General features: G+C 63.4%; 18 protein-coding genes. 9 read left to right on the forward strand and 9 right to left on the reverse strand.

Translation table 11 applies throughout. The features are described 5' to 3' along the window. Positions 1–60 precede the first annotated feature (60 nt). A complete protein-coding gene (gene rlmB, locus GWL_RS06235) occupies positions 61–798 on the forward strand; it encodes a 23S rRNA (guanosine(2251)-2'-O)-methyltransferase RlmB (protein ID WP_008327819.1) in 738 nt (245 codons plus the stop codon). Positions 799–891: 93 nt separating this feature from the next. Next, positions 892–1,644: a serine O-acetyltransferase gene (gene cysE, locus GWL_RS06240; protein WP_008327821.1), complete on the forward strand. Its 753-nt coding sequence runs from the start codon at positions 892–894 to the stop codon at positions 1,642–1,644. 51 nt (positions 1,645–1,695) lie between these two features. On the opposite strand, the gene GWL_RS06245 is transcribed toward cysE, so the two are convergent. From GWL_RS06245 to GWL_RS06265, 5 genes are all read right to left on the reverse strand, one after another. Then, complete coding sequence (locus GWL_RS06245; protein ID WP_008327823.1) at positions 1,696–2,478, reverse strand: UDP-2,3-diacylglucosamine diphosphatase; 783 nt, start codon at positions 2,476–2,478, stop codon at positions 1,696–1,698. A gap of 30 nt (positions 2,479–2,508) precedes the next feature. Continuing rightward, the gene (locus GWL_RS06250) at positions 2,509–2,997 is read right to left on the reverse strand and encodes a peptidylprolyl isomerase (protein ID WP_008327825.1); all 489 of its coding nucleotides are present in this window, start codon (positions 2,995–2,997) and stop codon (positions 2,509–2,511) included. Between the two features lie 83 nt (positions 2,998–3,080). Beyond that, entirely contained in the window at positions 3,081–3,650 is a 570-nt protein-coding gene (locus tag GWL_RS06255) for a peptidylprolyl isomerase (protein ID WP_008327827.1), read from the reverse strand. Next, complete coding sequence (locus tag GWL_RS06260) at positions 3,647–4,864, reverse strand: murein L,D-transpeptidase family protein (protein WP_008327828.1); 1,218 nt, start codon at positions 4,862–4,864, stop codon at positions 3,647–3,649. Before GWL_RS06260 ends, GWL_RS06255 begins: the two co-directional genes overlap by 4 nt. 36 nt (positions 4,865–4,900) lie before the next feature. Continuing rightward, positions 4,901–6,481: a tetratricopeptide repeat protein gene (locus tag GWL_RS06265; RefSeq protein ID WP_008327829.1), complete on the reverse strand. Its 1,581-nt coding sequence runs from the start codon at positions 6,479–6,481 to the stop codon at positions 4,901–4,903. Between the two features lie 234 nt (positions 6,482–6,715). Here GWL_RS06265 and cysS point away from each other — a divergent pair, with 234 nt between their 5' ends. The 4 genes from cysS (at position 6,716) to tilS (ending at position 11,436) form a co-directional block, all read left to right on the forward strand. Continuing rightward, complete coding sequence (gene cysS / locus GWL_RS06270; protein ID WP_008327831.1) at positions 6,716–8,107, forward strand: cysteine--tRNA ligase; 1,392 nt, start codon at positions 6,716–6,718, stop codon at positions 8,105–8,107. A gap of 1 nt (position 8,108) precedes the next feature. After that, on the forward strand, positions 8,109–8,768 hold the full coding sequence (locus tag GWL_RS06275) for a DNA-3-methyladenine glycosylase (protein ID WP_008327845.1): 660 nt from the start codon (positions 8,109–8,111) through the stop codon (positions 8,766–8,768). A gap of 181 nt (positions 8,769–8,949) precedes the next feature. Further along, positions 8,950–9,930 carry an acetyl-CoA carboxylase carboxyltransferase subunit alpha gene (locus GWL_RS06280; protein ID WP_008327848.1) on the forward strand — a complete coding sequence of 327 codons (981 nt, stop codon included), beginning with the start codon at positions 8,950–8,952 and terminating at the stop codon, positions 9,928–9,930. Between the two features lie 81 nt (positions 9,931–10,011). Further along, positions 10,012–11,436 (forward strand): tRNA lysidine(34) synthetase TilS, encoded by a 1,425-nt coding sequence (tilS, locus tag GWL_RS06285; protein ID WP_008327849.1) that lies wholly within the window; start codon positions 10,012–10,014, stop codon positions 11,434–11,436. 162 nt (positions 11,437–11,598) lie between these two features. Here the strand turns inward: tilS and GWL_RS06290 are convergent, their stop codons facing one another. Together GWL_RS06290 and GWL_RS06295 are read right to left on the reverse strand one after the other, a co-directional pair. Continuing rightward, positions 11,599–11,877, reverse strand: coding sequence for a hypothetical protein (locus GWL_RS06290; protein WP_008327850.1), 279 nt, complete (start codon positions 11,875–11,877; stop codon positions 11,599–11,601). Between the two features lie 104 nt (positions 11,878–11,981). Further along, positions 11,982–12,227, reverse strand: coding sequence for a hypothetical protein (locus GWL_RS06295; RefSeq protein ID WP_008327851.1), 246 nt, complete (start codon positions 12,225–12,227; stop codon positions 11,982–11,984). Positions 12,228–12,442: 215 nt separating this feature from the next. On the opposite strand from GWL_RS06295, the gene GWL_RS06300 reads away from it, so the two are divergent. Further along, the gene (locus GWL_RS06300; RefSeq protein ID WP_008327852.1) at positions 12,443–13,102 is read left to right on the forward strand and encodes a LysE family transporter; all 660 of its coding nucleotides are present in this window, start codon (positions 12,443–12,445) and stop codon (positions 13,100–13,102) included. A gap of 105 nt (positions 13,103–13,207) precedes the next feature. Here the strand turns inward: GWL_RS06300 and GWL_RS06305 are convergent, their stop codons facing one another. Together GWL_RS06305 and GWL_RS06310 are read right to left on the reverse strand one after the other, a co-directional pair. Further along, positions 13,208–13,498: a PsiF family protein gene (locus GWL_RS06305; protein WP_008327861.1), complete on the reverse strand. Its 291-nt coding sequence runs from the start codon at positions 13,496–13,498 to the stop codon at positions 13,208–13,210. A 90-nt stretch (positions 13,499–13,588) separates the two neighbouring features. Then, a complete protein-coding gene (locus tag GWL_RS06310) occupies positions 13,589–13,978 on the reverse strand; it encodes a lysozyme inhibitor LprI family protein (RefSeq protein ID WP_008327867.1) in 390 nt (129 codons plus the stop codon). Between the two features lie 219 nt (positions 13,979–14,197). On the opposite strand from GWL_RS06310, the gene GWL_RS06315 reads away from it, so the two are divergent. Continuing rightward, positions 14,198–14,548: a hypothetical protein gene (locus GWL_RS06315; RefSeq protein ID WP_008327868.1), complete on the forward strand. Its 351-nt coding sequence runs from the start codon at positions 14,198–14,200 to the stop codon at positions 14,546–14,548. Between the two features lie 91 nt (positions 14,549–14,639). Next, positions 14,640–17,138, forward strand: coding sequence for an ABC transporter permease (locus GWL_RS06320; RefSeq protein WP_008327869.1), 2,499 nt, complete (start codon positions 14,640–14,642; stop codon positions 17,136–17,138). The last annotated feature ends 40 nt before the right edge of the window (positions 17,139–17,178 follow it).

Raw genomic sequence — 17,178 nt, forward strand, 5'->3', positions numbered from 1 at the left:
CGGGTTTGATGGAACGATGGGCAGATGCCCCAAGCAAGACGAAAGACACAAGCAGGATCTATGAAGAGCAAAATGATTTTCGGCTTCCATGCCGTGACCTCCCGCATCCGCCACGAGGCTTCCTCGGTGGAAGAGATCTACGTGGATGCCGAGCGCCGCGACCGCCGCATGCTGGATTTGCTGCATGCCGCCAAGGAAGCCAATGTGCGCATCATCCAGGCCGACGACCAGCGCCTGGCCGCCATGGTCGGCACGCGCCGTCACCAGGGCGTGGTGGCCAAGGCCGCCGCGCTGTCGCTGGCGCGCACCCTCGATGAACTGCTGGACGCCGTGGTCGGTCCGCCGCTGCTGCTGATCCTCGACGGCATCACCGATCCGCACAACCTGGGTGCCTGCCTGCGCGTGGCCGACGGTGCCGGTGCGCATGCCGTGATCGCTCCCAAGGACCGCGCCGTGGGGCTCAATGCCACGGCCATGAAGGTCTCCAGCGGTGCCTCCGACACCGTGCCCTACATCACCGTCACCAACCTGGCGCGCACCATGCGCGACCTGAAGGAGCGCGGCGTGTGGATCATCGGTACCACGGATGATGCCGAGAAGGGGCTGTACGAAGGCGACTTCACCGGCCCCACCGCACTGGTGATGGGCTCCGAAGGCGAAGGCATGCGCCGTCTGACCCGTGAGACCTGCGACGTGCTGGTCAACATCCCCATGTTCGGTTCGGTCGAGAGCCTCAACGTCTCCGTGGCTTCCGGCGTCTGTCTGTACGAGGCGCGACGCCAGCGCTTGCCCAGGTAAGTCCGGTCATCCCCGCATGACACCATCGCCGGACTTTGCGTCCGGCGATTTTTTTTGCAGCACTTTTTCTTTCAACGTTTCAGGAAACACACCATGTTCAGCCGACTCAGAGAAGACATCGCCAGCATCCGCGAGCGCGATCCCGCCGCGCGCAACAGCTGGGAGGTGCTGACCTGTTATCCCGGTCTGCACGCGGTGATCCTGCATCGCTGGGCCCAGGCTTGCTGGCAGGCCGATCTGAAATGGCTGGGTCGCTTCATTTCGCAGATCGGCCGCACGCTCACCGGCATCGAGATCCATCCGGGCGCAACCATCGGCCGCCGCGTCTTCATCGACCATGGCATGGGCGTGGTGATCGGCGAGACCGCCATTGTCGGCGACGATTCCACCATCTACCAGGGTGTGACCCTGGGCGGGACGTCGCTGGCCAAGGGCGCCAAGCGTCATCCCACCTTGGGACGCGGCGTCATCATCGGTGCCGGAGCCAAGGTGCTGGGCGGCTTTACGGTGGGGGATGGCGCCAAGGTCGGCTCCAATGCGGTGGTCACCAAGGAAGTGCCGGCGGGAGCGACGGCGGTAGGCAACCCGGCGCGCATCGTCGAGCGCAATGCCACGCCGACCGCGCGTGAACAGGCGGCCGCCCGCCTGTTCGCAGCCTACGGGGTGATGCCCAATGGCGATGATCCGCTTTCCAAGGCATTGCACGGACTCATCAATCAAGTCGCCGCCCAGGAGCAGCAACTGGAAGCCGTGCTGGCCGCCTTGCAGGGCGCGGGGATAGGCTGTCGACGCCTGGAAGAGGCTGGGCAATTCGACGCCGCGCAACTGAACCGGCTGGTCGATTGATGAGGAAAGCGCAGCCGGTACAATCCGGCTGCGATGAAGTGCAACGCGGGATCAGACGATCTCGCGTCCGTCCACGCCATGCCGATGCAGTACGCCATCGGCTGTCATGCTGATCCAGCCGCCACGCGGCGTCTCCACGTCATATTCCCAATCCGGCAAGACATAGCGCAGCTTGCCATCACCGAGTCGATGCAGGGCAGGGCGGTGCGTGTGCCCGTGGATCAGCACGTCGGTGCCGGTCTGCGCGAAGAGCGCATCGATGGCGCCGGCGTTCACATCCATGATCGCCATGTCCTTGCTCTGGTTGGCGTCCTGGCTGTTCTTGCGGATGCCTTCGATGATGGCCTTGCGCTGCGCCAGCGGCATGGACAGGAACTGCTGCTGGTAGGCCGGCTGGCGCACCTGCGCGCGAAAGGCCATGTAGGCCTGGTCATCGGTGCATTGCGCGTCGCCGTGTGCCAGCGCCAGGGTGCGGCCTGCCACGGTGATGACGTGCGGGTCCGCCAGCAGCGTCAGCCCGGCGGCATCGGCAAAATCCTGTCCGACCAGGAAATCGCGGTTCCCCGCCATCCAGTACAGTTGCACGCCGTGGCCCTGTACAGTTCTCAGTGCATCAGCAATCAGTTGGTTGTAGGGAGTAGTACGGTCGTCGTCACCGGCCCAGTACTCGAACACGTCACCTAACAAGTACAGTTGCTGCGTCTGTACCGCATGGCTTTGCAGGAAGGCCAGGAAAGCCTCGGTGGTGCGGGGCAGGGCGGCCTGCAAATGGAGGTCGGAAACAAAAAGCGCAACCGTCGGTTGCGCTTTCTGCATGAACTGGAAATCAGTCATGGTCGATGAAGTCAGCGGTCGGGGTCAGGCTCAGAGCACTTCTGCCTTCTCGATCACCACATCTTCCGCCGGGACGTCGGCGAACATGCCGGCGCGGGTGGTCTTGACGCCCTTGATCTTGTCGACCACTTCAGTGCCTTCGACGACCTTGCCGAAGACGCAGTAGCCCCAGCCGTCCTGGCCCGGGTAGTCCAGGAAGCTGTTGTTCTTGACGTTGATGAAGAACTGCGCCGAGGCCGAGTGCGGGGCGGCAGTGCGTGCCATGGCCAGGGTGTAGGGCTCGTTCTTCAAGCCGTTCTTGGCTTCGTTCTCGATCGGCTCGCGGGTTTCCTTCTGCTTCATGCCGGGTTCGAAGCCGCCGCCCTGGATCATGAAACCGTCGATGACGCGGTGGAAGATGGTGCCATTGTAGTGACCGGCGTTGACGTAGGCCAGGAAGTTCTCAACGGTCTTGGGGGCTTTTTCCGCATCCAGTTCGATCTTGATTGCGCCGTGGTTGGTGGTGAGCAGAACTGCCATGATGAATTCCTTTGCTGGTGGGGGAAATAAAAAAACCGGCGGGCGACTTGGGCCCGCCTTGGCTGCGCGACGAGACGCCGGCCTTACTTGAGCAGGGTGGCCGACTCGATCACCACGGGAGTGGCCGGCACATCGCCGGCGCCGGTGCGCACCTGCTTGATCTTGTCGACCACGTCAGTGCCGGCGATGACCTTGCCGAAGACGGCATAGCCCCAGCCGTCCTGGCCGGGGTAGTTCAGGAAGCGGTTGTCCGCCACATTGATGAAGAACTGGGCCGTGGCCGAATGCGGTGCCGACGTGCGCGCCATCGCCACAGTATAAACCTCGTTCTTCAAACCGTTATTGGCCTCGTTCTTGATGGGGGCCTCGGTGGGCTTCTCACGCATGTTCTGGTCGTAGCCGCCGCCCTGGATCATGAAGCCGTTGATGACGCGGTGGAACACGGTGCCGTTGTACTGGCCCTTCTTGACGTACTTGATGAAATTGTCGACCGAGACCGGGGCCTTTTCGGGATTGAGTTCCAGGGTGATGTCACCCATGCTGGTCTTGAGCAGCACGCGCGGGGCATTGGCGGCCAGGACCGGCGCGGCCAGCGTGGCCGACAGGGAAAACGCTGCTGCCATGCGCAGCAGATGACGACGGGAGAGGATCATGCGTTGCCTTCGTAAATGATTTTCCATTGCGATCCTTCACGCACCCAGTACTGGCGCTTGCGGATCGCGTTCTTGCTCTTGCCGACCGCACTTTCCTGGGTGAAAGTGCTGACGATCATGTCTTCCGGTGCGCCGGGATAGCGGAACAGGCTGACATCGCGCAGTTTGACACTGGTATAGCGCGCGCCGTTCAGACTCTTCTGCTGGCGACCGAACCAGGTGGCCAGGTTCTCGCCCTGGGCCGAGCGGAATTCCGGCGAGTAATACGACAGCACCTTCTCGGCATCGGCATCCTCCAGCGACTGGCTCCATTGTTCCAGCATGGCCGAGGCGGCGTCACGTTCCTTGATCAGCGCATCCTTGTTGACGAATTGCACGTGCTGACTGATGACCACCACCGTCTTGCCGACCTCGGCGGTGGAATACAGGCTCTGCAGGTCCGGGTTGGCCAGTACCACGCAACCGTCCGAAGACAGCGGCGGGCGGCTGAAGTTGTCCGAGGGCGTGCCATGCAGCCAGATGCCGTAGCCGCTGCGGCCATTGCGCTTGTCCCACTCATTGGGATAGGACAGCGGCAGCGCACCCGTGCCATAGAAGTCCGGCAGCTTGGGGCCGGGGATGCGGTTGTTGATGTAATACACCCCGATAGGGGTGCGCTGGTCGCCGGACTTGGTCTTGTTGGCCCCCAGGCGACCCTGCGAAATGTAGTAGTCGCTCACATACTTCAGGTCGCCACCCTGGTTCTCGTACACATACAGGCGCGAGCGGGTGGTGTCGACGACCAGCACGTTCTTCTGGTCCTCGCCCAGCTGCAGCACGGGCTTGGGAATGAGCGCGGGATCCGGTTTTTCCTGCAGCGAGCGGATGCGCACCATGGCTTCATCGCGCAGTTCCTTGAGCTTGTCGCTGGGGCCATCGGCCATGGCGCCGAAATTGCGCACCGGACGCGCGTGCATGAGCAGCAGATCGCCGCGCACCAGGTGGCCCAGTCGAAAGGTCGGATAGGCCGCGACCAAGGCGTCGGCCTTGGCCTGCGCCTGGTGCAGGCGGTCGGCGCCAAGATCCTTGTAGATATCGATGAGCAGGGCTTCCGGATCCGGCTTGATGGCCGCTGCGCCCACCGTATTGGCGGGCGGCGCAAGGGCCGACGAGGATGCCACGCTGCCCATGGCAGGCAGACCTGCCAGGCACAACATCAACAGGCGTCCCAGCATGCGCGCGGGACGCCCTTGCAAAGCGCTAGCCACCAATTACCCTCCCGATCGTTCCTGTTTGATCAGCCATCGATTGCCCTGTTTGACGAAGATCAGGGTCTTGCGGCTGTCCACCGTCAGCCGATCCGAATTATATATCTGGCGATAGCGCACGGTCGCGGTGTTGCCATTGATGGTGACCGAGGCATTGCTGACCTTGACGCTGATGTGGCCCTTGTCCTCGATGCGGGCGCGGCGCTCTTCGGCCCATTCCTTGCGGGAGGCGCCACGGGGCGTATCGAAGTCGCCGGCATAATGGCCCAGATAGCCGCGCACGTCCTTGTCGCTCCAGGCCTTGGCCCAGCCACTCAGGGCGGCCAGCACGGCAGCCTTGTCCTGTTCGGCGCTGGCCTTTTCCTTGTCGGCGTGGGCCTTGTCGGCACGCGCCTTGTCGGCGGCGGCCAGTTTCTCCGCCTTGGCCTTGTCGGCCGCGGCCTGCTTCTCGGCTTTTGCCTTCTCGGCCGCAGCCAGCTTGTCCGCCCTGGCTTTTTCGGCGGCAGCCTGGGCGGCCTTTTCCTTCTCGGCGCGGGCGGCTTGCTCGCGGGCCAGCTTGTCGGCTTGTTCCTTGTCCTTGCGGGCTTGCAGTTCCTTCTGCTTCTGTTCGGCGGCAGCCTTGTCGGCCGCGGCCTTCTGAGCCCGCGCCTGTTCGGCGGCCAGTTGCTCGGCACGGGCTTTCTCGGCCTTGGCGCGCTCGGCGGCGGCCTTCTCGGCGGCCGCCTTTTCCGCAGCAGCCTTTTCCGCAGCAGCCTTGTCGGCCGCGGCCTTTTCGGCTGCGGCTCTTTCCGCTGCCGCCTTGTCGGCTGCGGCCTTTTCCTTTTCGCTGGTGGCCTTGGCGATGGCGGTCTTCTCGGCCTCGGCGCGGTCGGCTGCGGCCTGCTGGGCCAGCTTCTCGGCCGCCAGGGCCTTGGCGCGCTGCTGCTGCTCGGCGGCGTTGGCGTCGGCCTTGGCCTTGGCATCGCGCTGGGCGGAGGCGGCCGAGGCCAGGCGCGGTACCGTGCCACCGGTGGTGTTGCCGTTGAGCGAGCGCAACAGCGTCAGCTTGGGCTGCGGGACGTTGGCACCCGGATCGATCTGCAAGGCCTTGTCATAGGCCTGGCTGGCCATCTTGGCGTAGACGTCGCCCAGGTTCTCCAGTGCCGTCGCATAGGTCGGGTTGGTGCGCATGGCCATGTCCAGCGCAGCCCGCGCCTTGTCGTACTGGCCATCGGCCGCGTACAGCACGGCCAGGTTGTTGTACGGTTCGGGCAGATCGGGGAAGTCCTCGGTCAGCTTGGTGAACACGGCAATGGCCTCGGCAGAACGGTTTTGTTCTGCTAAGATCAGTCCCTTCGTGAAACGCAGTTGCGCATCGCGCGGGTGTTTGGCCAGTACGGCATCGGTCTTGGTCAGTGCTTCGGCATACTGTCCGGCCCGCATCAGCTTGTTGATGTCAGACATTTCACTGGCATGCGCAAGCGTGGCGGGCACCCCGAAGAGGGCAGCCACCAGGCTGGACAACACTGCCGTCTTGTGGGCAGTCTTGCTGATCAAACCGCGCAAACCATGAATGGATGTCTGTTCTTGTGATTCTGGGGCCATGGTTTTATCGATGCTATACTCGAAGAAATTCGAAGAAAGCTGGCATTTTATATCAAACAAGTAATACAAAAAGAGGTTTGGCTACCGTGATCCGTTCATGTTGCAATTGCTGCTAGAACAATGAATCCCAGGCAGGGGCCTGCCAGCGCCGCGCTTCATGCCGGTGTCAGCCCTACGCAAACTGCATGAACCCGTCGCCCGTTGCGGCAACGCCAACCCCAGAATTCCCATCCCATGAGCGAGCTCAAGATTTACAACACGCTGGCGCGTGACAAGCAGACCTTTTCCCCGATCGAACCCGGCAAGGTGCGCTTGTACGTGTGCGGCATGACCGTGTATGACTATTGCCATATCGGCCATGCGCGCGTGCTGGTGGTGTTCGACATGGTGCAGCGCTGGCTGCGCGCCTGCGGCTATGCCGTGACCTACGTGCGCAACATCACCGATATCGACGACAAGATCATTCATCGTGCCGCCGAGAACGGCGAAACCATCGCCCAGCTGACCAATCGCTTCATCGATGCCATGAACGAGGATGCCGCCGCCCTGGGCGTGCAGCGTCCCGACCATGAGCCGCGTGCGACCAAATACGTGCCGAAGATGCTGGACCTGATCGGCAAGCTGGAAAAGAACGGCCTGGCCTACAAGGCCAGCGATGGCGATGTGAACTATTCGGTGCGTGACTTCCCCGGCTACGGCAAGCTCTCCGGCAAGTCGCTGGACGACCTGCGCGCCGGCGAACGGGTCGATGTGAACACCGGCAAGCGCGATCCGCTGGACTTCGTGCTCTGGAAAGCCGCCAAGCCCAGCGAGCCGGACGAGGCCAAGTGGGATTCGCCCTGGGGTTGCGGCCGTCCGGGCTGGCACATCGAATGCTCGGCCATGTCCAGCGATCTGCTGGGCGACCACTTCGACATCCACGGCGGCGGCCAGGACCTCCAGTTCCCGCATCACGAAAACGAGATCGCCCAGTCCGAGGGGGCGCACCAGCACACCTTCGTGAACTACTGGATGCACAACGGCTTCGTGCGCATCGACAACGAGAAGATGTCCAAGTCCCTGGGCAACTTCTTTACCATCCGCGACGTGCTCAAGAAGTACGACCCGGAAGTGTTACGTTTCTTCATCTTGCGCGCCCACTACCGCAGCCCGCTGAACTACTCGGATGCGCATCTGGACGATGCCCGCCAGGCGCTCACCCGCCTGTACACGGCCTTGAAGGATGTGCCGCCGGAAGCGGGCGGCCTGCTGGCCGACGAGTCCCATGCACAAAGGTTCACAGAGGCCCTGAACGATGACTTCAACACGCCAATGGCGGTGTCGGTGCTCTTCGAGCTGGCCAATGAAGTCAACCGTGACCGTTCGCCGGTGCAGGCGCGCCAGTTGAAGGCGCTGGCCGGTATCCTCGGCCTGTTGCAGCGCGCACCGGACGAGTACCTCAAGGGTGGCGTGGCGGCGGCCGACGGTCTGGGCCAGGCCGAGATCGAAGCCTTGATTGAAGCGCGCAAGGCAGCCAAGGCAGGCAAGGACTTCGCCGAAGCCGACCGACTTCGCGCCGTGCTGACTGAGGCCGGCATCATTCTGGAAGACAAACCGGGCGGCCTGACCGAATGGCGGAGAGCTTGATTTGAATACCAACCGAAAAGCCAGCGAAGCCGATCCCAGCCTGATCGTGCCGGCCTACTGGGAAGAGGCCAAGGCCGAGCTGATGAAGCGTGACCGCATCATGCGCAAGATCATCCCGCAGTTCGGGGATCTGCAACTGACGGTGCGCGGCGACGCCTTCACCACGCTGGCGCGCTCGGTGATCGGCCAGCAGATCTCGACCAAGGCCGCCAATGCGGTCTGGCAGCGCTTCCTGGAAGCCTGTCCGCGCTGCACGCCGGCCCAGGTGATGCGTACCGGAGCCGACGGACTGGCCACTTGCGGTCTGTCCAAGCGCAAGGCCGAATACATCCTCGACCTGGCAGCGCATTTCAAGGCCAAGACGGTGCATCCCGACAAATGGGCGGAGATGGAAGACGAAGCCGTCATTGCCGAGATGATCCAGATCCGCGGGATCGGCCGCTGGACAGCCGAGATGTTTTTGATATTTAATCTGCTGCGCCCGAACGTGCTGCCGCTGGATGACCTGGGATTGCTCAAGGGCATCAGCGTCAGTTATTTCTCGGGAGAACCGGTCTCGCGCAGCGATGCGCGGGAGGTCGCTGCGAACTGGGAACCGTGGCGCACCGTGGCCACCTGGTATCTGTGGCGCAGCCTCGATCCGGTGCCCTCCGATTATTGAACCAAGGGGAAGAGGGCGCGGGCAGACCTGCCGTGCAGGGTCTGCGCTGGTGTATACTCCGCACCTCCCAAGATTTGAAGGCAAACCGATACATCCGGGGATCATCGAGCCGCAACCCGCACCGGGCCGGCGTTTTCAGCGATTCTCGCCGCATGATCGGACTTGTTGAAAAAGGAACACAATGAGTAAATCGACAACGACTTTTCTGGGCTTCGAGCAGGCCATCGCCGAGCTGGATGCCAAGATTGAAGAGTTGCGTTTTGTACAGGACGATTCGGCCGTCGACATCTCCGAAGAGATCGAGCGCCTGGTCAAGAAGAGCCAGCAGCTGACCAAGGACATCTACGCCAAGCTCACGCCCTGGCAGGTTTCCCAGATTGCGCGCCATCCGCAGCGTCCCTACACCATGGACTACGTGCGCGAGATCTTCACCGACTTCCACGAACTGCACGGCGACCGCACCTTTGCGGACGACCAGTCCATCGTCGGCGGTCTGGCCCGGTTCAACGGCCAGGCCTGCATGGTGATCGGCCACCAGAAGGGGCGCGACACCAAGGAACGCGCCATGCGCAACTTCGGCATGCCCAAGCCGGAAGGCTATCGCAAGGCCATGCGCCTGATGAAGGTCGCCGAAAAGTTCGGTTTACCGATTTTTACCTTCGTTGACACCCCCGGTGCCTTCCCCGGCATCGATGCTGAAGAGCGCGGCCAGTCCGAAGCCATCGGCCACAATCTCTACGTGATGGCCGAACTGAAGGTGCCGCTCATTGCCACCATCATCGGTGAAGGCGGTTCCGGCGGTGCGCTGGCCATCGCCGTGGGCGACTCGGTGCTGATGCTGCAATATGCGACCTATTCGGTGATCTCGCCGGAAGGCTGCGCTTCCATCCTCTGGAAGACCGCCGACCGCGCCGCCGATGCGGCCGAAGCGCTGGGCCTGACCGCGCATCGCCTGAAGGCCATTGGCCTCATCGACAAGATCGTCAACGAGCCGCTGGGCGGCGCCCATCGCGATCCCAAGCAGATGGCCGGACTGCTCAAGCGCGCGCTGTCGGATTCGCTGCGCCAGTTCCAGGGCATGAAGACCAAGGACCTGCTGGCTGCGCGTCACGAAAAGCTGATGGCCTATGGCAAGTTCAAGGAACTCAATTCGGCCGAGTAATCGTCCGCGTTCCGTTCACGTCATTGCAGGCGCCAGCGATTGCTTCGCTGGCGTTTGTCTTTTCCGGCACCGCTTTTTCTCATGTCCGATCATCCCTCTCTTTCTTCCTCCCCGGGCAAGCTGCCACAGGTATTGCAGGCATTGCAGGCCACGCTGGCTGCCGCCGGTTTCGATCCCGCGCGGGACACGCTGGCCGTGGCCTTCAGCGGCGGGCTCGATTCCACGGTCTTGCTGGAAGTGGCCGCGCAGTGGCAACGTGAGCAGGGTGCATCACTGGTGGCGCTGCATGTGCATCATGGGCTCTCGCCCCATGCGGATGCCTGGCTGGCCCATGTCGAAGATCGTTGTGCGCGGCATGGCATCACCTGCGCGCATGAGCGTGTGCAGCTGGAGCGGGTAGCCGACAGCGGCGTGGAAGAAGCGGCGCGGCTGGCGCGTTACGCTGCATTGGGGCGGCTGTGCCGGGCGCACGGCGCACGTCTGCTGCTCACCGCCCATCATCTCGACGACCAGGCCGAAACCGTGCTGCTGCAACTGCTGCGCGGCAGTGGCCTGGCGGGGATGTCGGGCATGGATCAATGCAGTACCGCTGCGGCGCTGCTGGGCGATCCGCAGACCATGATTGCGCGGCCCTTCCTGGCACTTGCGCGCGCGCAGCTGGAAGCGTGTGCTCGTGCCTGGTCGCTGAGCTGGATCGAGGATGAGTCCAACAGCGATCCGCGCTACACCCGCAATGCCTTGCGTCATCAGGTCATGCCCGCGCTCGCTCAGGTCTTCCCCGGATATCAGCAACGTCTGGCACGCGCCGCCGGACACGCGCAGGGCGCGCAGGTATTGCTGCGCGAAGTGGCCCAAGAGGATCTGGCGCAATGTCGCCAGGACGATCATCTGCGCATGCCAGCACTGCGCGCCTTGAGCGAGCAGCGCTTTCTCAATCTGATGCGTCACTGGTTCGGGCTGCGCGGCATGCGCATGCCCTCGGCGGCGTGGATGCAGGAGATGCGCACGCAATTGCTGCAGGCCGATGTGGAGGCCCAGTTGTGCGTCTCCCACCCCGATGGCGAAGTGCATCGCTATCGCGAACGCGTGTTCCTGGCACCGCGCCGCCGTCTGCCCGATGAGGGCGCGGCCTTGTCGCTGCGCTGGAGCGGGCAGGCGCAGGTGCAGGTGCCGGCCTTCTACGGCACGCTGCACTTCGACCCGATTGCGCCAGGGGATGCGCGGCCCGGTTTCGATGCGCACTGGCTGCGTGCCCAATCCTTGCTGGTGTGCGGGCGCAGCGGTGGCGAACGCATCAGGCTGGCCGCCAACCGCCCGGCGCGCAGCCTCAAGCAGCAGTACCAGAGCGCCGATGTGCCCGCCTGGGAACGCCCTTATCTGCCGCTGGTATGGGCGGGTGAAGCCTTGCTGTTTGCGGCCGGGGTGGGCATGGACTGCGAGCATTTCGCCGACATTGCCGCCGCTGCCGCATCGGAGCGCATCGCCTTGCGCTGGCAGCAGGACTGAATCGAGCCGGCGATGCGAAACGCTGCCTGGATCAACAACGCCAAATGATATAAAAAATATCGCCCCCGTACCTCATGGTGCGGGGGCGATACTCCTGTCATCCCTGACATGTCCGGGCATCAGAGAACACTGGCGCCCGGGGTGGTGCTCCTTGCGGACGGCTTACTTGGCGGCGCCGTCAGCTGCCGGCTTGGCTTCAGTACCGGCGGCTTCCTTCTTCTCGGCCTTTTTCTCTGCCTTCTTCGCAGTCTTGCCTTCAGCCTTCTTTTCCGACTTCTTGTGCTTGGCGTGATGTTCCGCCTTGGCCTTCGGTGCGGTCTCGGTCTTGGCGGCTTCGGCCTTGGCCGGGGCAGCGGCGGGCGCTGCTGCGCCGGTCTGGGCGAACACCGGCAGGGTCAGGGCCGACAGCAGGGAAGCGAGGATGATGGTCTTGGTTTTCATGGTGATGTCCTTTCAGAGACAAGTGTCTGTTTGCGTCAGTAGTACTGTGTGTACGGTGTGTGCTGCGTGTCTGTCAGGTGTACCGGGAGTGGCCCGGTACAGTCTTACTTGGTCTTGGCTGCCGTATCGGCGGCGTCCTTCTTTTCAGTCTTGGCTTCGGACTTCTTGGCCGACTTCTTGTGCTTGGCGTGATGGCTGGTCTTGGCCTTGTGTGCGGTGTCGGTCTTGCCGGCTTCCGCCTTGGCCGTGGCTGCTGCTGGCGCGGCCGGCGCAGTGCTGCCGGTCTGGGCGAACACCGGCAGGGCCAGTGCGGTCAGCAGGGAAGCGACGATGACGGATTTGGTTTTCATGGCAATGTCCTTTAGAAAGTGGTTGTTACGCTCGGCGCTTGATTTTGCGTAATCGCTTCATCGTTTCGTGTCGCCTTGCTTCCTATAACGAGCCGTCGACCTGAAGGACGACGTGAAAGTGTTTCAATTCATCGTGTATTTGTAAGCATTCGTTGCAGCTTTGCTTATAATGGTCGACTCCCCATTCCACGCTGCGCCCTCCGACCGAGTTCTTCATGGCTTATCAAACCTGGATCACCTTTTTCTTCGCTGCCTGCCTCATTGCCATCTCGCCCGGTTCGGGCGCCGTGCTGTCGATGAGCCACGGTCTCAATTACGGCCTGCGCCGCACCACGGCCACCATTCTCGGACTGGAAATCGCGCTGGTGGTGGTTCTCATCATCGCCGGTGCCGGTGTGGGCTCGCTGCTGGTGGCCTCCGAAACCGCCTTCAACGTGGTCAAGATTGCCGGTGCCCTGTACCTGATCTATCTCGGTTTCTCGCAGTGGCGCGCGCCCGTGCCGTCCGAGCAGGAAGGCGAAGCCATCGACGCCGCCAATGCCGTGGCCCGCGCCCAGCGCGGCCAGCACTGGTGGCAGCGCTGCATGACGGGCTTTCTCACCAACGCCACCAACCCCAAGGGCATTGTCTTCATGGTGGCGGTGCTGCCGCAGTTCATCGACCACGAGCGCCCGCTGTGGCTGCAATTGCTGGTGCTGGCCGTGACCATGGTGGCGGTGGATCTGGTGGTCATGCACGGCTATGCCTTCGCGGCCAGCCGTCTGCAGCGCTTCTTCCGCAGCCAGAAGGCGATCAAGGCGCAGAACCGTTTCTTCGGCGGGGTGCTCATGCTGGTGGGCGCCGGCCTGTTCTTCTTCAAGCGCGCCCAGCACTGATCGCGGCGCCGCGCAGACAACAAAAAACCCGCAAGCTGCCTTGCGGGTTTTTTGTTGATCGGCTTGATCGGCCCGATCGGGCCGGGCCGGATGACGGTGGACGCCTTACTTCTTCTTCAGGCAGGACGACATGAAAGCCTTGCGCTCATCGCCCTTCTTGCCGGCAGCGTCGGCGTTACATTGCTTCATCTTGTCCTGCTGGGTGGCCGGCTTGGGCTGTTCCTTCTTCAGGCAGGAGGACATGAAAGCCTTGCGCTCGTCGCCCTTCTTGCCGGCAGCATCGGCGTTACATTGCTTCATCTTGTTCTGCTGGGCATTCTGCGCCATGGCGGGAGAACTGAGCAGCAGCGGGGCAGCCAGCGCGAACGAGGTCATGGCGAAGAGCATTTTTTTCATGGAAGACTCCCTGGGGCAAGGTGGATTCGTGGGTCTGATCGGTATGATTCTTCAGACGGGAGCATTACAGCATGAAAGTTTATGTCCTGACTAGCGCACGCAGTTGAGATCGCCTTCCTTGCAGCCTGCCAGCGCCTTCAGTTCATCGGTACGGTGACGGGTCTTCTCGGCCAGGCAGGTTTGCAGGGCCAGTGCGGCAGCGGACCCGCCCGCACTGGCCGAACTTTCAAAGCGGCAGGACAGGTCGCGGTACTTCAGCCAGGCCAGTTGCACCTCGCGCAGCTTGTTTTGCTGTGCCTTGTTGAGTTTGTCGCGATAGGCCATATAAGTGGCATTGAGGTCCGCGTCGTTATGGGTCAAAGTCTCCGAGGCACAAGCGTTCATCTCGGCCTGGGTGGCGGCCTGGGTGCAATCAGCGGCAAAGGCGCTGCCGGCACACAGCAACAGGGCGGCGGCCAGCAGGGACAGGGGGGCTTTCATCGGTGGGAACTCCAGTTTCTCAGGCGGCGAGACTGCACAGGCGGTGCCGCGGGCCAGAGATCGCAGGGCCGGCGGGGTGCTTGCAGCTTGTCGGGATAAAATGACATTTTGCCTGTCTTAGAAGAAGACAGGGCAGTGCGGTTCGGCCGTTTTTGCGACGAAATTGCAACAAGTCGTATCTGATTTTCCCTGTCCAACCCTTTTTCAGGAGTAGTGCAGATGGGATTGAGCTGGCTATCGGCCATCAAATTGATTCCCTGGGGGGATGTGGTCCAGGCCACCCCGGGTATCGTCAAGGGCGCGCGTGAGCTGTGGTCGCGCACGCGCAAGGCCAAGACGGCAGTCGATGCCGCACCGGCCGCACCGGTGGGCGGCGAGCTCGGCCAGTTGGCCCAGCGCATCGCCCAGCTGGAAGCCGAGCAGCTCGACGCCAGCCAGCTGATCAACACCCTGGCCGAGCAGAATGCGCAACTGGTGGCCATCATGGATGGCATGCGGCGCCGCCTGCGCATGCTGGGTGCGGCCTGCGTACTGCTGGCCGTGGGCGTGGTGGCGGTGTGGCTGCGCTGATGGCGGCCTGCGTCTTTCGTGATGGCGGACTCGCCGTTCCTGCTTCACGACTCCTGATTCCCGATTCCTGATTTCTTACGACTGGCCCTGCATGTTCCAACAAGCACTGCGCATGACCCTGCGCGACTGGCGCACCGGTGAGCTGCGCTTCCTGCTGATCGCCCTGATCGTGGCGGTGGCCGCGCTGTCCTCGGTCGGTTTCTTCGTCGATCGCATGCGCGCCGGGATGACGCGCGATGCCCACCAGCTGCTGGGGGCCGATCTGCTGATCGCGGCCGACCAGCCACTGCCATCCTCCTGGCTGCAGCAGGCCAGCGGGCAGCGCCTGCTGCAGGCGCAGACCCAGGTCTTTCCCAGCATGGCCCAGGCCGGGGAGGGCGATGCGGCGCGCTCGGTGCTGTCCTCCATCAAGGCCGTCACGGCGGGCTATCCCTTGCGCGGCCAGCTGCGACTGGAAGGCAAGGACGGACACGACCGGCCCGCCGATGGCATCCCGCAGGCCGGTACGGTATGGGTGGATCCGCAGATCCTGTCGCAGCTCGACGTGAAGCTCGGCGATACCTTGAAACTGGGTGATTTGCCGTTGAAGATCGCCGCCGTCATCTCGGTCGAGCCGGATCGCGGCAGCGCCTTCGTCAACTTCGCGCCGCGCGTGATGGTCAATGAGGCCGATCTGGCCGCCACGCACCTGGTGCAGGTCGGTTCGCGCGTGACATATCGCTTGTTGATCGCCGGACCCGTCGAGGCCGTGCAGCGTTACCAGCAGCAGATCGAAGGCCAGATCGAGGCCGACAAGCTGCGCGGCGTACGCGTGGAGTCGCTGGAAAACGGCCGCCCCGAAATGCGCGCCACGCTGGACCGCGCCGAACAATTCCTCTCCCTGGTCGGCCTGCTGTCAGCCATGCTGGCGGCGCTGGCCGTGGCCATGGCGGCGCGTCGCTTCATGCTGCGCCATCTGGATGCCTGCGCGATGCTGCGCTGTTTCGGCCTGACCCAGGCCCAGGTGACCCGGCTGTATCTCACCGAATTCGTTCTCATCGGGCTGGCGGCCAGCATCATCGGCATGCTGGTCGGCTTTGCCGCGCACTTTGCGTTGCTGCAATGGCTGGGCAGTTTCCTGCCGACCGCCTTGCCACCGCCGGGCTGGGCACCTGCCTTGCAGGGCGTGGCCACCGGGCTGCTGTTGCTGGTCGGGTTTGCCTTGCCGCCCATCCTGCAATTGCGCAACGTGCCGCACAACCGGGTGATCCGCCGCGACCAGGGCGCACCGCAGGCGCTGACCGTGGCCAGCTATGTGCTGGGCACGCTGGTGTTCTCGGGATTGCTGCTGTGGCAGGCGGGCGATCTCAAGCTGGGCTTGCTGACCATCGCGGGTTTCCTCGGCGGCTTCGCGCTGTTCGCACTGGTGGCCTGGCTGTGCCTGCGCGCCCTGCGTTCGCTGCGCGGCCTGGTGGATCGCCAGAGCTGGCGCTTTGCCATCGACGGCCTGCAACGCCGTCCGGCGGCGGCGGTCATGCAGGTGGTGGCACTGGGGCTGGGGCTCATGGCCTTGCTGTTGCTGACCGTGATCCGTGGCGATCTGGTGGGCGCATGGCGCCAGGCCACGCCTGCGGATGCCCCCAACCGCTTCATCATCAACATCCAGCCGGACCAGCGCGAGGCCGTGCAACAGGCGCTGCGCCAGGGCGGGGTACAGGATGTGGCGCTGTATCCGATGATTCGCGGGCGCCTGGTGCAGATCAATGGTCATGCCGTCAATGCGGCGGATTATCAGGAAGATCGGGCCAAGCGCCTGGTGGACCGGGAGTTCAATCTCTCGACCATGGCCAACATCCCGCCGGGCAATGGCATCGTGGCTGGTCGCTGGTACGACGACAGCCATCCCGAAGCCTCGGTGGAACGCGGACTGGCCCAGACCCTGGGCATCAAGCTGGGGGACCGCCTGCAATTCGATATCGCCGGCCAGCTGGTGGAGGCGCCGGTGACCAGCCTGCGCAAGCTGGAGTGGGGCTCGCTGCGGGTTAACTTCTTCGTCATCCTCAACCCGACATTGATGCGCGATACGCCGCAAAGCTGGATCACCGCCGTCCACCTGAGAGCGCAGCAGGAAGCGCTGGGCAATACACTGGCCCGCGATTTCCCCAATCTGACCGTGGTCGACATAGGAAGTGTACTGAGACAGATCCAGGAAGTGGTCGGTCAAGTGATTGCTGCTGTAGAGTTCCTGTTCCTGTTCACTTTGTGCTCAGGTGTACTGGTACTGTACGCTGCACTGGCAGGGTCCCAGGATGAACGTGTACGGGAAGCTGGCCTGTTGCGTGCCCTCGGTGCGACCCGCCAGGAGCTTTCACGCGCCCAGCGCATCGAGGTGCTGCTGGTGGGTTCGCTGGCCGGGCTGCTGGCGGCCAGCGGTGCGGCGGGTATCGGTTGGGCGCTGGCGCATTACATCTTCAATTTCGAGTGGAGCTTCAGTCCGCTGGTGTGGGTGGCCGGCATGGGCCTGGGGGCGGGCTGTTCGGCCTTGGGCGGCTGGGCCGGATTGCGTCACGTGCTGCGCCGTCCACCGCTGCAGACCTTGCGCGAAGCCTGATCCCGGCCGGATACGACGCAGATCAAGAAAGCCGGCGAGG

Origin of the sequence: Herbaspirillum sp. GW103 (assembly GCF_000261365.1) — a bacterium.
Lineage (GTDB): Bacteria > Pseudomonadota > Gammaproteobacteria > Burkholderiales > Burkholderiaceae_D > Herbaspirillum.

Coding starts and splice junctions, on each gene's coding strand:
- GWL_RS06310 (WP_008327867.1), bottom strand. CDS start 13,978: ATGAAAGCCCCCCTGTCCCTGCTGGCCGCCGCCCTGTTGCTGTGTGCC.
- GWL_RS06315 (WP_008327868.1), top strand. CDS start 14,198: ATGGGATTGAGCTGGCTATCGGCCATCAAATTGATTCCCTGGGGGGAT.
- GWL_RS06295 (WP_008327851.1), bottom strand. CDS start 12,227: ATGAAAACCAAATCCGTCATCGTCGCTTCCCTGCTGACCGCACTGGCC.
- GWL_RS06305 (WP_008327861.1), bottom strand. CDS start 13,498: ATGAAAAAAATGCTCTTCGCCATGACCTCGTTCGCGCTGGCTGCCCCG.
- GWL_RS06300 (WP_008327852.1), top strand. CDS start 12,443: ATGGCTTATCAAACCTGGATCACCTTTTTCTTCGCTGCCTGCCTCATT.
- cysE (WP_008327821.1), top strand. CDS start 892: ATGTTCAGCCGACTCAGAGAAGACATCGCCAGCATCCGCGAGCGCGAT.
- rlmB (WP_008327819.1), top strand. CDS start 61: ATGAAGAGCAAAATGATTTTCGGCTTCCATGCCGTGACCTCCCGCATC.
- GWL_RS06245 (WP_008327823.1), bottom strand. CDS start 2,478: ATGACTGATTTCCAGTTCATGCAGAAAGCGCAACCGACGGTTGCGCTT.
- GWL_RS06255 (WP_008327827.1), bottom strand. CDS start 3,650: ATGATCCTCTCCCGTCGTCATCTGCTGCGCATGGCAGCAGCGTTTTCC.
- GWL_RS06260 (WP_008327828.1), bottom strand. CDS start 4,864: ATGCTGGGACGCCTGTTGATGTTGTGCCTGGCAGGTCTGCCTGCCATG.
- tilS (WP_008327849.1), top strand. CDS start 10,012: ATGTCCGATCATCCCTCTCTTTCTTCCTCCCCGGGCAAGCTGCCACAG.
- GWL_RS06290 (WP_008327850.1), bottom strand. CDS start 11,877: ATGAAAACCAAGACCATCATCCTCGCTTCCCTGCTGTCGGCCCTGACC.
- cysS (WP_008327831.1), top strand. CDS start 6,716: ATGAGCGAGCTCAAGATTTACAACACGCTGGCGCGTGACAAGCAGACC.
- GWL_RS06280 (WP_008327848.1), top strand. CDS start 8,950: ATGAGTAAATCGACAACGACTTTTCTGGGCTTCGAGCAGGCCATCGCC.
- GWL_RS06265 (WP_008327829.1), bottom strand. CDS start 6,481: ATGGCCCCAGAATCACAAGAACAGACATCCATTCATGGTTTGCGCGGT.
- GWL_RS06320 (WP_008327869.1), top strand. CDS start 14,640: ATGTTCCAACAAGCACTGCGCATGACCCTGCGCGACTGGCGCACCGGT.
- GWL_RS06250 (WP_008327825.1), bottom strand. CDS start 2,997: ATGGCAGTTCTGCTCACCACCAACCACGGCGCAATCAAGATCGAACTG.